The following is a 13775-nucleotide window of genomic DNA, read 5'->3' as shown; positions in this document are numbered from 1 at the left end:
GTTCCGATGGTGCTCCGGGCAGGCGTCGCGATGGTCTTGTCCACGTCACCGCGCGTAATGGCAGCCGCCTTAATGTCTGCAACCCCGCTCAACGCGACAAAATCGGCATAGGGGGCAGCCCATCAGGGCTGCATCCCCTGCCACACCACCCGGCATGCGGGTCCGCACCGGGCGGTTCGAGAGGTTGAGGTCAGACGAGACGGGGCAGGCCCAGGCTATCGAAGTAGGCAGTGGTCAGCACCCGATGAATCGCCGATAGGCTGTTGTGCCACCAGCGACGGCTTAACGCCGCCACCGACTGCGCCACCGGTAGTGAGGCCCCCAGGCGAAGCAGTTCACGGTGGATAGTCTTGCCCCTGCGCCACTGTTTGAGTTGCAAGGCCCGAAGCCGCCGCCTTATCCAGCTATCTAGCTCGCGCCAGATTCTGGAGGTCTGCGCCAGCCCGAAGTAGGCTTTCCAGCCCAGCAGGTAGGAGCGCAACTGATCGACCACGGCCTGGAGGCTGCGCCCACCATTGCGCCGCGTCAGGTTCCTGACACGCTGTTTGAACGCCGCCATCGGCTTGGTAGCCACTACGCGCTTAATCGCGCCGTCCGGTGCTTGCCATAGGGCATACCCTAGGAACTTACGACCAAACACAAGCGCCACCGCGCTTTTGGTTTCGTTGACTTTCAGCCTGAGGCGGTCATAGAGCCTTCGTAGCAGAACCATCACCCGCTCACCTGCATGACGACTGCCAACGTAGATGTTGCAGTCGTCGGCATATCGTGCAAAGCAATGGCCCCGCTTCTCTAACTCCTTATCCACCTCGTCTAGCAGGACGTTGGCCAGCAGCGGCGACAGAGGGCCACCTTGCGGCGTTCCCTGATGCCGTTCCATGACCACCCCGCCATCCATGATTCCCGCGTTCAGGTAGGCTCGTATCAGCCGGATGATCCCGGCGTCGGCGATGCGTTTCCTTAGGCGGTCGATCAGGATGTCGTGGTTGACTCGGTCGAAGAACTTCTCCAAGTCCACATCCACCACCACATGCCGGCCCGACTGCACGAACGACTGAGCGGCTAGCACCGCATCATGTGCTCGCCGTCCAGGCCGAAATCCGTAGCTATGCTTGCTGAAGGTCGGGTCAAGCAGCGGTTGCAGGACTTGCAACAGCGCCTGCTGGATCAGCCGATCCGTCACCGTCGGGATGCCAAGCTCGCGCTCGCCACCTGCCGCCTTCGGGATCATCACCCTTCGTACCGGACTGGGCCGGTACGTCCCCCGCAGCAGTTCCTCGCGGATACGGGGCCACTCGGACACCAGTTTGCGCGACGTCTGGTCAATGTCCAGCCCGTCCACACCCGCCGATCCCTTGTTCGCCCGCACCCGTTTGAATGCCTGCCGCAAGTTCTCGCGCGTCAGCGCCGCTTCCAGCAGCGCCGACCCTGTGCCGTCCGCTTCATGCCGCGGGATTTCGGCTTCGCCACGGCCCACTCCAGCCGGGGCTTCACCCCTGGCTTCGGTGTCCCGCCCCGCTCGCACGGGCTTCTGGCGCCTGGCCTCCATCATCGTCATGGCTTCCGACACTTCCTCTCGTTCGGCCCTTCGCCAATAGCTCCAACCTTGCCGGTCTGTCCTCTGGCTACTACAGCCTCTGCTGACTCCTCACTCCGGCTCGACGCCGTTACCCTTTCAGGATTGAGGTGAGGTCTCCCCAGGTAAGAACGCACTCCTTCATCGCACAGCCGCCACATTTACGCTGCCTCGCCTTGATCACAAGAGCTTCGCGGTTTCTCGCCCGCTCGCCCTGCTCAGCCGCGCCTTCTATGTGGTTCTTGTTCATCGGCTCACGATTTACGCTCTACGGTTCCTCCCCACGCTCGGTCGCCCTCACGCAGTTGCGCTTCGCTTCGTTCGCTGTGATCAACTTACGGTGGGACTTGCACCCACAAGAGTGCGCCCATGCTGGGCGCACGAAAAAAGCCCGGCACGCAGCCGGGCAAAACTCCTGAGAGCAGATTCCCAATCAGCTCTCCAGCACAACACCTTTGCGATCAGCCTTCGTACGCGGTCTCGCCGTGCGAGGTGATATCCAGGCCTTCGCGCTCTTCGTCTTCCGGCACGCGCAGCCCGATCAGCATGTCCACCAGCTTGTAGGCGACGAAGGCCACCACGCCGGACCACACCACGGTGGTCAGCACGCCTTCGAACTGCACCCACAGCTGGCCGGCGATGGAGTAGTCGTCGGCCACCTTGTTGGCGACGTAGTCGTAGATGCCGGTGCCGCCCAGGCTGGGCGCGGCGAACACGCCGGTCAGCAGCGCGCCGACGATGCCGCCCACGCCATGCACGCCGAACACGTCGAGCGAGTCGTCCATGCCCAGCATGCGTTTCAGTCCGGTCACGCCCCACAGGCACAGCAGGCCGGCCACCAGGCCCATCACGATCGAGCCCATCGGGCCGACGAAGCCTGCGGCCGGAGTGATCGCCACCAGGCCGGCGACCGCGCCCGAGGCGCCGCCCAGCATCGACGGCTTGCCCTTGCCGATCCACTCGCCGAAGGTCCACGACAGCACCGCGGCGCAGGTCGCCAGCAGCGTGTTGACGAAGGCCAGCGCGGCCGAGCCGTTGGCTTCCAGCGCCGAACCGGCGTTGAAGCCGAACCAGCCGAACCACAGCAGCGAGGCACCCACCATGGTGAAGGTCAGGCTGTGCGGACGGATCGCCTCGCGGCCGAAGCCGATGCGCTTGCCGAACATGAAGGCACCTACCAGGCCCGCGACCGCGGCATTGATGTGCACCACGGTGCCGCCGGCGAAGTCCAGCGCGCCCTTCTGGAACAGCCAGCCGGCCTTGGCCGTTGCGGCGGTGCCGGCGGCGGCGTCGGTGTAGGCGTCAGGGCCCGGCCAGAACCACACCATGTGGGCGATCGGCAGGTAGGCGAAGGTGAACCACAGCACCACGAACACCAGCACCGCCGAGAAGCGCGCGCGCTCGGCGAAGGCGCCGATGATCAGGCCGCAGGTGATGCAGGCGAAGGCGCACTGGAAGGCAAAGTAGCCCAGTTCCGGCAGCACCACGCCCTTGCTGAAGGTGGCGGCCACGGCGTCGACCGTCAGCCCCTTCATGAACAGCCGGTCGGTGCCGCCGAAGAAGGCATTGCCCTCGGTGAAGGCGAAGCTGTAGCCGTAGATGGCCCACAGCAGCGCCACCAGCGAGAAGATCACCAGGCACTGCATCAGCACCGACAACATGTTCTTGGAGCGCACCAGGCCGCCATAGAACAGCGCCAGGCCAGGCAGCGTCATCAGGATCACGAACGCGGTCGAGACCAGCAGCCACGCGGTGTCGCCCTTGTTGGGCACCGGCGCGGCCGGCGCGGCGGCCGCTTCAGCCGGTGCCGCGGCGGGGGCTGCTGCAGGGGCGGCTGCGGGGGCCGCAGCGGGGGCTGCCGCAGCCGCTGCGGCGGCCGGCGCCGAAGTGGCGGCGGCCGAAGCCTCGGCGGCCGGCTTGTCCTGCGCGGCGGCCGGGGCCGACATGCCGACGCCGGCCGTGCCGACGGCCAGCGCCATCGCGCCCGCCGCCAGGAATCGCTTGATCCAGGTTTTCATGGAATTCACCTTTGTCTCTATGCTGTCTTGGGTCACAGGGCATCGCCGCCGGTCTCGCCGGTGCGGATGCGGATGACCTGCTCGATCGGGGCCACGAAGATCTTGCCGTCGCCGATCTTGCCGGTGCGGGCCGATTTCTCGACCGCCTCGATGGCGCGCTCGACCACGTCGTCGGGCACCGCCACCTCGATCTTAACCTTGGGCAGGAAGTCGACGATGTATTCGGCGCCGCGGTACAGCTCGGTATGGCCCTTCTGGCGGCCGAAGCCTTTCACTTCGGTCACGGTGATGCCGGACACGCCCACGTCCGACAGCGCTTCGCGCACCTCGTCGAGCTTGAACGGCTTGATGACTGCGATGATGAGTTTCATCAGGATTCTCCTGGGAGCGGACCGGCATCAGCCCGCCCGGGCTGCGTCAGAATTAAAAGGTCTTGGTGATCGAGGCCCACGCCGCGGCCTTGCCCAGGTAGCGGCCGCGGTTGGCGCTGGTGTAGGCCACTTCCTTGGCGTTGGTGTCGACATAGGCGACCGCCAGCGCAAAGCCCTTGCCCAGGTCCTTGGTCAGGCCGATCTTCCAGTCGGTGTACGAGGCGTCGCTGTTGTGCTTCACGCCCTGGTAGCCGACGTGCGCGTTCAGCGTCAGGTCCCAGAAATTGAGCGGCACGTTGGCGCTCAGGTCGACGTAGTAGCTGTTCTTGCTGTCGGCCCAGCCAAACAGGTTGGTGACCGAGTGCGAGTACTTCAGGAACACCGGACCCCAGCCAACCCCGGCATACAACTCGGTGGTGTACGGCCGCGGGTTGTTGTAGCCGCCCGGGTAGTAGTACTCGAGCACGCCCAGGTCATAGGCGAATTCGGTGCCGGCCACCTTGAAGGTGTTCTTGAAGCCGCCGTAGAAGTCCATCTCGACCGGCGCCGACACCGCCGGGTTGGCGTCTTCGAGCCAGCTGATGCTGGAGTTCCAGTTACCCAGGTAGAAGCCGCTTTCGTGCGCGTAGTCGAAACCGCCCTGGATCGCCGGGCGCAGGTTGGTCTGGCTGATGCCGCGGTAGCGGTAGTCCGTGACCAGCGACACGTTGGCCGTGAACGTATGCGGCGAGGCCGGCTCGGCAGCCGGGGCCGCGGCGTCGGTGCTCTGCGCCAGGGCGCCGCCGGCGGCACTGGCCAGGATCACCGCGCTGACTGCAAGGGCCAACTTCTTCATGGGATTTTTCTCCTTTTCCTGATGGCTCGGATTTCGTTGTGTTGGATTCCGGTAAAGCTTTGAGGCAGCTCGGCATCACTACTGCAACTGCCGTGCCAACTTGCGGATGCGCAGGTCGATGCGCGACCCGCGCGCGCCTGCCAGCATCGCGGGCAGGCTTGAATCGGCCCCGCGGCGACGCCAGATCGGGTTAAAAGGTGTGAACGGCGCGGCGCCGGAGCTTTCGCCGGCGTGCCGCAGGGGCGATAATCGAGATCTGACGGTGGCTGCGTAGGGCCAGCGCGCACGGGAACCGCCCGCATTCAGGGCGCCCAATTCCTGTGCGAAAGCGCGCCATACGCCAGATGCCCAACCGGATTGGCACCAGTCAGGTGCGCAAAGGAGAAACCATGAAACCGACCGACCTCTTCAACGACCTGCAGAACAAGGTCAGCGAGGCGCTGCGCAATTCGCCGGCAAGGGACATCGAGAAAAACGTGCGCAGCATGATGACCCAGGGCTTTGCCCGGCTGGACCTGGTCACGCGCGAGGAATTCGACGTCCAGTCGCAGGTGCTGGCGCGCACCCGCGCCCGCCTGGAAGAACTGGAAGGCCGCGTGGCCGAGCTGGAGCGCCGTGCCGGCATCCCGCCCGGCGCCGGCTCGGTGGACTCGACCGGGGGCGCATGAGCACGCCGGTCCCGCCGCCATCCCCCAGCCTGCCTGAAGGCCGCCATTGCTGGCGGCCTTTTTCGTTAACAGTTCCGTGCGGTTCGATGCCATGAGCCTTGCCGTCCTACGCAGCCGGGCCCTGACCGGCATCGCCGCGCCGCCGGTGCGGGTCGAGACCCACCTGGCCAACGGCCTGCCGGCCTTCACCATCGTCGGGCTGGCCGACACCGGCGTGCGCGAAAGCCGCGAGCGCGTGCGCGCCGCCATCCTCAACAGCGGCTACGAGTTTCCCAACCGCCGCATCACCGTCAACCTGGCGCCGGCGGACCTGCCGAAGGAATCCGGCCGCTTCGACCTGGCCATCGCGCTGGGCATCCTGGCCGCCAGCGGCCAGATCCCGGCCGACGCGCTCGACGCGCATGAATTTGCCGCCGAGCTGTCGCTGTCCGGCGAACTGCGTCCGGTGCGCGGCGCGCTCGCCATGGCGATGGGGCTGGCGCGCGACAATGCCGAGCGCGCCGCCGCGGGCGAGGCGCCGCGCGCCTTCCTGGTCGCCGCGGGCAACGGCGCCGAAGCCGCGCTGATCGAAGACCTGCCGGTGCACGCCGCCGCCACGCTGCGCCAGGCCTGCGGCCACCTGGGCCCCGTGGCCGAGGCCCGGCTGCCGCGCGCGATGCCGGCCCTGTTGCCCGCCACCGCCGAGCGCGGCCCCGACATGCGCGATGTGCGCGGCCAGGCGCAGGCGCGCCGCGCCATGGAGGTGGCCGCGGCAGGCCAGCATTCCGTGCTGCTGGTGGGCCCGCCCGGCACCGGCAAGTCGATGCTGGCGCAGCGCCTGCCCGGCCTGCTGCCGCCGATGTCGCTGCAGCAGGCGCTGGAAGCCGCCGCGGTGATGAGCCTGACCCCGGGCGGATTCCGCGCCGAGGCCTGGGGCCTGCGCCCGTGCCGCGCGCCGCACCACACCGCGTCGGGGCCGGCCATGGTCGGCGGCGGCGGCAATCCGCGCCCGGGCGAGATCTCGCTCGCGCACCACGGCGTGCTGTTCCTGGACGAGCTGCCCGAATTCGACCGGCGCGTGCTCGAAGTCCTGCGCGAGCCGCTGGAATCGGGCCGCATCACCATCGCCCGCGCCAACGGCCACGCCGACTTCCCCGCCTGCTTCCAGTTCGTCGCGGCGATGAACCCCTGCCCGTGCGGCTACCTCGGCCACCCCGACCGGCCGTGCCGCTGCACCCCCGACCAGGTGCGGCGCTACCAGTCGCGGATTTCCGGCCCGATGCTGGACCGCATCGACCTGCAGGTCGAAGTGCCCGCGCAGGACCAGGGCGAAATGCTCGACGGCCCGCCCGGCGAAGCCAGCGCCGCGGTGCGCGCGCGCGTGCTGGCCGCGCGCGAACGGCAACTGGCCCGCCAGGGCAAGCCCAACAATGAACTGGGCGGGCGCGAGATCGAGCAGCACTGCGCCATGGACCCGCAGGCGCAGGCCTTGCTGCGCGGCGCGATGACGCGGCTGGCCTGGTCGGCGCGCTCGTACTTCCGCGTACTGAAGGTGGCGCGCACCATTGCCGACCTGGCCGGAGCCGAGGTGCTGGACGCCGCGCACGTGGGCGAGGCGATCCAGTATCGGCGCGCGCTGCGCATGGCCGGCTAGGGCGAACCGTGCCTCACGCCTCTTCCGACCACTGCACGCCTTCGCGCGCCATGAACGCCGACGAGGCCGCCGGCCCCCAGGTGCCGGCGGTATAGGGCCGCGGGCCCTCGTCCTGCGCCCGCCACGCCTCCAGGATCGGGTCGACCCAGGTCCACGCGGCCTGCAGTTCGTCGCGACGCACGAACAGCGCCAGCCGGCCGCGGATGACATCGAGCAGCAGGCGCTCGTAGGCCTCGGCGCGGCGCGTGGTGAAGGCCGAATCCAGGTTCAGCGCCAGGCTCAGCGGCTTGAGCTTCATGCCTTCGCCCGGCTGCTTCACCATCAGCGTCAGCCGTACCGATTCCTCCGGCTGCAGCCGGATCACCATGCGGTTGGGCTGCAGCGTGCTGCCTGCATCGAAGATCGAATGCGGCACCTCGGCAAAGTGGATCACCACCTCGGTCACGCGCTCCTGCATGCGCTTGCCGGTGCGCAGGTAGAACGGCACCTGGTTCCAGCGCCAGGTGCCAAGCTCGGCCCGCATCGCGACAAAGGTCTCGGTGCGGCTGTCGGGCGGAATCCCCTCTTCCTGCAGGTAGCCGCGCACCAGTTCGCCACCGATGGCGCCGGCGGTGTACTGGCCGCGCACAGTGTTGCGGCGCACGTCCTCGGGCGACATCGGCCGCAGCGAGCGCAGCACCTTGAGCTTTTCATCGCGCACGGCGTCGGAGTCGAGCGATGCCGGCGGCTCCATCGCCAGGATGCTGACCAGCTGCAGCAGGTGGTTCTGCACCATGTCGCGCATGGCGCCGGCCTCGTCGTAGAAGCCGCCGCGCGTGCCCACGCCCACGGTCTCGGCCACCGTGATCTGCACGCTGCGCACGAATGGCGTGCGCCACAGCGGCTCGAAGATCGAATTGCCGAAGCGCAGCGCCATCAGGTTCTGCACCGTCTCCTTGCCGAGGTAGTGGTCGATCCGGTAGGTGCGGTCCTCGCTGAAATAGCGGCTGACCACCTCGCCGATATCGATCGCCGAGGCCAGGTCCACGCCCAGCGGTTTTTCCAGCACCAGCCGGGTATCGGCGGCAATCAGGCCATGGCTGGCAAGGTTGTCGCAGGTGGCGGCGAACAGCCCGGGCGGCATCGCCATGTAGTAGATGCGCAGCGCGTCGCTGCGCAACTGCGCCGCCAGCGCGGGATAGTCGCCCGCCTGCGCGGCGTCGACGTGCACGAAGTCCAGCCGCTGCAGGAAGCCCTGCCATTTGGCCGGCTCGAGATAGCGCGCATCGACAAACGGTTGTGCGCTGGCGTCGGCAAAATTCACAAAGGCCTCGCGGTCCCAGCGGTGGCGGCCCACGCCGATGATGCGGGTGCCGTCGGGCAGGTTGCCGTCGCGGTGGCACATGTAGAGCGATGGCAGCAGCTTGCGCGCCGACAGGTCGCCGGCGCCGCCGAAGATGACGAGGTCGAGCGGCCGGGCGTCGGCGGTGCCGAAGGCGGAGACGGTGCGGGTGGTTGGCATGACGGGCTCCTTGCGTGCCGAGGGGGCGTGGATGTCGGGCGGAGGGCCGGCGGGGGACAGGGGTCAGCCGGCAGTTGCTTGCGGTCTTCGGACAGTCTGCCGGATCAGCGCGTCTCGGTCACCTTGCGCAGGTATTGCGGCTGGTCTGGATTGCGCCCGCGCGCCAGCGCCAGCGCGTGCGCGGCGACATAGAAACTCTGGATCGCGCAGACCGGGTCCAGCAGCGGCGCATCGGCCGGCACCAGCGGCAACGCCACCGGACCACCCGCATCATTCGTGCCAGCGGGCGCGGCCAGCAGCACGCGCGCGCCGCGTGCACGCATCTCGGCGGCCAGCGCCAGCAGCCCGGCCTGTTCCGGCCCACGCGGCGCGAATACCAGCAGCGGATAGCCGCTGCCGATGAGCTCCATCGGGCCGTGCCGGACTTCGGCGCCGGAAAACGCTTCGGCCTGGATGCCGGCGGTTTCCTTGAGCTTGAGCGCCGCTTCCTGCGCGATCGCCAGGCCGGCGCCGCGGCCCAGCACCATCATGCGCTGCGCGTCGCGCAGCGCCGGCACCAGCGCGGACCAGTCCTGCGCCGCGGCCGCGGCCAGCGCGGCGGGCAAGCCGGCGCAGGCATCGAGCAACACGCGCCCGCCGCCGCGCGCGGCCTCGATATGCCCGACCAGCAGCGCCGACAGCGACAGCATGGCGATATAGCTCTTGGTCGCGGCCACGCTGTGCTCGGGTCCGGCGTGCAGCGGCAAAGCATGCGCGCACGCCTGCGCCAGCGGCGAAGCCGGCGCGTTGACCAGCGCCACGGTGGCGGCGCCGCCGGCGCGCAGTGCCTGCATGGTCTCGACCAGGTCCGGGCTGCGGCCCGACTGCGAGAACGCCAGCGCCAGTTGGCCGGCCACGCGCAGCGCGCCGTCATTCAGCGTCACCGTCGACATCGGCAGCGACGCCACCGGCACGCCCAGCCGGCGCGTGGCCAGCGCGGCGAAATAGCTGGCGGCGTGGTCCGAGCTGCCACGCGCCACCGTCAGCAGCGCGGGCCAGTCGTGCGCGGCCAGTTGCGCGGCCAGCGCCGCCACGCGCGGTGCGTCGGCCAGCTGCGCGGCCACCACGGCGGGCGCGCTCAGGGCTTCTTCAAGCATTCGCGACACAGCACTCTCCTTCGACATGCACGCGGCGCACCGACAGCGCGCGGTCCAGTTCCACCACGTCGGCCCAGCAGCCCTCGGCCAGCATGCCGCGGTCGGCAAGGCCCAGGTACTGCGCCGGGTACAGCGACACGCGCCGCGAGGCGTCGGCCAGGTCCAGCCCGATCGCGACGAAGTTGCGCAGCGCCTGGTCCATGGTCAGCACGCTGCCGGCCAGCGTGCCGTCGGCCAGCCGTACGCTGCCATGGGCCTTGTAGACGGTCTGGCTGCCGAGGTGGTACGTGCCGTCGGGCATGCCCGCGGCGGCGGTGGCATCGGTGACCGCATACAAGCGCGGGATCGCGCGCAGCGCGGCGCGGATCGCGCCGGGATGCACGTGCAGCAGGTCCGGGATCAGCTCGGCGAACTCGGCATGCGCCAGCGCCGCCGCGACCATGCCCGGCGCGCGGTGGCGCAGCGGCGTCATGGCGTTGAACAGGTGCGTAAAGCCGCTGGCGCCGGCCTCGAGCGCGGCCACCGCGTCTTCATAGGTGCCCAGGGTGTGGCCCAGCTGCACGCGCACGCCGCGCGCGGCGAGCTGGCGGATGATGTCCAGGTGGCCGGGCAGTTCGGGCGCCAGCGTTACCACCTTCAGCGGCGCCGCGTCGAGGTACTGCGCCAGGTCTTGCGGCGTGGCGATGGCCGGGGCGTCCGGCTGCGCGCCCAGCTTGCCGGGGCTGATATAAGGGCCTTCCAGGTGTACGCCCAGCAGCCGCGCCGCGCCGGCCGGGCGCGCGGCACAGGCGCGGCCAAGTGCCTGCACCGCGGGCAGCAGCGCAGCGTGCGGCGCGGTCATGGTGGTGGCCAGCAGGCTGGTGGTGCCGAAGCGCACATGCGCGCGCAGCACCACCGGCACCGCGGCCTCGCCATCCATGAAGTCCATGCCGCCGCCGCCGTGGTTGAGCAGGTCGACAAACCCCGGCAGCAGGTACGGCGCATCGTTGCCCCCGGGTGCGACCGGCACGCCTTCGATGCGCGCGATGCGGCCGTCGGCGCCGGCATGGATCTCGCCCAGGATCCAGCCGGCCGGCGTCAGGATGTTCCCCTTCATGGCAATGCTCTCCAGATCAAAGGCTGCGGCATCAGGCGCATGGTCAGAACAGGTGGATGATGCCGGCATACGCACCCTGCTGGTTCGCCCCCGCGCGCGGCATGGTCTCCGGCGAGGCCTCGACCGAGAACGTGGCGTTGCGCGAGTTGAACACCGAGGCGACGGTGCCATACAGCGAGGTGCGCTTCGACAAGTCATACTTTGCGCCCAGTGTGACCAGCGTGCCATGCCCCCCATGCTGGTTCAGGGTGGCGTAGTAGACGCCGGACAGCAGCGTCAGCGCCGGCAGCACGCGGTAGTTGGCGCCCACCCAGGCCATCTGGCTGCGCGTGGCGGCATACGGGTTTTCCGGCGTGGCCACGGTGGCGCCCGACGACACGGTCAGGTTGTAGCCGGCAAACAGGCGCAGGTCGTCGAGCGCATAGCTGCCGCCCAGCGTGTACTGGCGCGAGCTGGCGTACAGGTTGTCCATGCGGCCCTGCGCGTCGCGCAGCTCTTCATAGATGCCGGTCAGGCTGAGATTGCCCCGGGCGTACTTGATGGCCGCGCTCAGCTGCCGGCCGCGGCTGAAGCTGCCCGCCACGCCATCGCTGCCCGCCTGCGCGCGCAGGCTCAGCCCGTCCCACACGGGCGAGTTGTAGGTCACGGCGTTGGGGCGCGAGCCCCAGTTGCGGCCGTAGACCAGCGTCGCGATCGAGCTGGCCTGCAGCCCCATCGGATCGATTGCGCCGCTCTCGTCGTCGGTCAGGCTCATGGCGCGGCCCAGCAGCAGCGCGCCCCAGTCGTTGCCGGCCAGCCCTGCCTGCGCGCGGCGGCCGAACAGCGGATCGGAGCGGCCGGTGCCGGAGGTGACCATGCCCTCGAGATTGAACACCCCGCGCAGGCCGCCGCCCAGGTCTTCGGCGCCGCGCAGGCCCCAGAAGCTGACGCCGTACTGGTTGCTGCCGAAGCGCAGGGTGTCGGCAGCGCCGCCGCCGCGGGCGATGCCGTTGACATAGTCGAGGCCGGCCACGGCGCGGCCGTACAGGGTGATGCCGGTGCCGGCCGCTTGCGCGCAGGCGCTGCCGGCCGACGCCGCGAGCAGCGTCGTCAATGCAATGCGTTTCACGATCAATGACTCCTGGATAGGCAATCGGATGCCACCGGCGCGGCAGTCATGGCTGCCGCCGTCGCGTTCTGGCCGGTGGCGGGATCGACCGCAGCCGCACGGCTGCGGCGGCGGGGGTCAGTCGGGCCGGGCTTGCAGGGCCCCCTGCAGCGCGGCCGCGTAGCCGTCTGCCGCATGGCCGAAGGCGATATGCGCGGTGTCGTCGTCCACCCACATCAGCGGGCTGCCTTCCAGGCGCGCGGCCTGCACCCGGGCGCGCTCGCGCACCACCACGCGCAGCCGCGTCAGCGCCACCACGCTGACCGCGGCGATATTGGCCGCGCCGCCGAGCGCGTCGATCCACCAGCCGGGATCGAAGCCGCCGGCCGCGGCGGCCGGGGCTTGCGCGGCGTGCTGCAGCACGTCCCGGATCTCGCCCGCCACCTGCTCGGCCTGCGGGCCGATCACCACCTGCACCACGTTGGGCGGGCGCCTGAGCACGCCGCGCACGCCCAGCGCCTTGAGCTGCGGCTCGGACACCGCGCCGATATCGGCCACGTTCAGCCGCAGCCGCGTGGTGCAGGCATCGACCACGACCAGGTTGGCGGCGCCGCCGAGCGCCTCGACATAGCGTTGCGCCACGCTGGCGCCGGCGCGCTGCGCCGCGGCGTCGGCCGGCGCCGCGGGCGCGGCCTCGTCGCGGCCCGGGGTCGGCAGGTTGAAGCGGCGGATGAAACAGCGGAACAGGCCGTAGTAGACCAGCGCATACGCCAGCCCCAGCGGCAGAGCCAGCCAGCCGCGGCTGGACAGGCCATAGCCCAGCACGTAGTCGATCGCGCCCGCCGAGAAGGTGAAGCCCAGACGGATATCGAGCAGGTGGCACAGCGCCATCGACAGGCCGGTCAGCAGCGCATGCAGCGCGTACAGCATCGGCGCCAGGAACATAAAGCTGAACTCGATCGGCTCGGTGATGCCGGTCAGGAACGAGGTCAGCGCCATCGAGAACAGCATGCCGCCCACCAGTGCGCGCCGCGGCCGCGGGGTCTCGTGGTACATCGCCAGGCAGGCCGCCGGCAGGCCGAACATCATCACCGGGAAAAAGCCGGTCATGAACAGGCCCGCGCCGGGGTCGCCGGCGAAATAGCGGTGCAGGTCGCCCGCCACCATCGCGCCGGTGGCGGGGTCGGCATAGTTGCCGAACACGAACCACGCCAGCGTATTGATCAGGTGGTGCAGCCCGGTCACCAGCAACAGCCGGTTCAGCAGCCCGAACACGAACGCGCCGGCGGAACCGGCAGTGGTCAGCCACGCCCCGGCAAGGTTGATGCCGGCCTGCACCGGCGCCCACGCATAGGCCAGCACGATGCCCAGCAGCAGGCACGCCAGCGCGGTGGCGATGGGCACGAAGCGCTTGCCGGCAAAGAAGCCCAGGTAAGGCGGCAGCGTGATGCCGCGGTAGCGGTTGTAGAGGCTGCCGGCGAGCGCGCCGGCGACGATGCCGGCCAGCACGCCCATGTCGAGCGACGCGTCGGCAGTTTTCATCACCGTGGTCAGCACCAGGTAGCCGATGGCGCCGGCGAGCGCCGCGGCGCCGTTGTTGTCGCGCGCAAAGCCCACCGCCACGCCGATCGCGAACAGCAGCGGCAGGTTGGCAAAGACCGCGTTGCCGGCCTCGGCCATCACGCGGATGTCGAAAACGTCGGGCTGGCCCAGGCGCAGCAGCAGGCCCGCCACCGGCAGCACGGCGATCGGCAGCATCAGCGTGGCGCCCAGGCGTTGCACCCTGGGCAGCAGGTCGATCTTCATTGGCGTTCTCCTCGAAGCGGTGCGTGCATCGCACGCGTGGGTCGGGTG

11 protein-coding genes are annotated in these 13775 nt (G+C 69.4%); 2 read left to right on the top strand and 9 right to left on the bottom strand.

Features of this window, described 5'->3' with window-relative positions; all coding sequences use genetic code 11:
- Window positions 1–190 precede the first annotated feature (190 nt).
- The 4 genes from ltrA to A2G96_RS02695 all read right to left on the bottom strand — a co-directional run bounded on the left by ltrA (window position 191) and on the right by A2G96_RS02695 (window position 4800).
- A complete protein-coding gene (gene ltrA / locus A2G96_RS02715; protein ID WP_062796547.1) occupies window positions 191–1558 on the bottom strand; it encodes a group II intron reverse transcriptase/maturase in 1368 nt (455 codons plus the stop codon).
- 479 nt (window positions 1559–2037) lie between these two features.
- Window positions 2038–3594, bottom strand: coding sequence for an ammonium transporter (gene amt / locus A2G96_RS02705; protein ID WP_062796545.1), 1557 nt, complete (start codon window positions 3592–3594; stop codon window positions 2038–2040).
- Between the two features lie 32 nt (window positions 3595–3626).
- On the bottom strand, window positions 3627–3965 hold the full coding sequence (locus A2G96_RS02700; protein ID WP_010814843.1) for a P-II family nitrogen regulator: 339 nt from the start codon (window positions 3963–3965) through the stop codon (window positions 3627–3629).
- Window positions 3966–4017: 52 nt separating this feature from the next.
- On the bottom strand, window positions 4018–4800 hold the full coding sequence (locus A2G96_RS02695; RefSeq protein WP_062796543.1) for a TorF family putative porin: 783 nt from the start codon (window positions 4798–4800) through the stop codon (window positions 4018–4020).
- 389 nt (window positions 4801–5189) lie between these two features.
- On the opposite strand from A2G96_RS02695, the gene A2G96_RS02690 reads away from it, so the two are divergent.
- Window positions 5190–5468, top strand: a complete 279-nt coding sequence (locus A2G96_RS02690; protein ID WP_018313129.1) for an accessory factor UbiK family protein — start codon at window positions 5190–5192, stop codon at window positions 5466–5468.
- Window positions 5469–5559: 91 nt separating this feature from the next.
- Complete coding sequence (locus A2G96_RS02685; protein WP_062802024.1) at window positions 5560–7101, top strand: YifB family Mg chelatase-like AAA ATPase; 1542 nt, start codon at window positions 5560–5562, stop codon at window positions 7099–7101.
- 13 nt (window positions 7102–7114) lie between these two features.
- Here the strand turns inward: A2G96_RS02685 and zwf are convergent, their stop codons facing one another.
- From zwf to nagE, 5 genes are all read right to left on the bottom strand, one after another.
- Window positions 7115–8602: a glucose-6-phosphate dehydrogenase gene (zwf, locus tag A2G96_RS02680; protein WP_062796541.1), complete on the bottom strand. Its 1488-nt coding sequence runs from the start codon at window positions 8600–8602 to the stop codon at window positions 7115–7117.
- Between the two features lie 104 nt (window positions 8603–8706).
- Window positions 8707–9738, bottom strand: a complete 1032-nt coding sequence (locus A2G96_RS02675; protein WP_062796539.1) for an SIS domain-containing protein — start codon at window positions 9736–9738, stop codon at window positions 8707–8709.
- Complete coding sequence (nagA, locus tag A2G96_RS02670) at window positions 9731–10834, bottom strand: N-acetylglucosamine-6-phosphate deacetylase (RefSeq protein WP_062796537.1); 1104 nt, start codon at window positions 10832–10834, stop codon at window positions 9731–9733. The genes A2G96_RS02675 and nagA overlap by 8 nt, the downstream gene beginning before the upstream one ends.
- Window positions 10835–10877: 43 nt before the next feature.
- Window positions 10878–11942, bottom strand: coding sequence for a porin (locus tag A2G96_RS02665; RefSeq protein WP_062802023.1), 1065 nt, complete (start codon window positions 11940–11942; stop codon window positions 10878–10880).
- A gap of 117 nt (window positions 11943–12059) precedes the next feature.
- Window positions 12060–13727 (bottom strand): N-acetylglucosamine-specific PTS transporter subunit IIBC, encoded by a 1668-nt coding sequence (gene nagE / locus A2G96_RS02660; RefSeq protein WP_062796535.1) that lies wholly within the window; start codon window positions 13725–13727, stop codon window positions 12060–12062.
- Window positions 13728–13775 lie beyond the last annotated feature (48 nt).

Source organism: Cupriavidus nantongensis (assembly GCF_001598055.1).
GTDB classification, from domain to species: domain Bacteria; phylum Pseudomonadota; class Gammaproteobacteria; order Burkholderiales; family Burkholderiaceae; genus Cupriavidus; species Cupriavidus nantongensis.
Note: the sequence above shows the minus strand (reverse complement) of the source record. Positions and strands in the feature narration are given on the sequence as shown.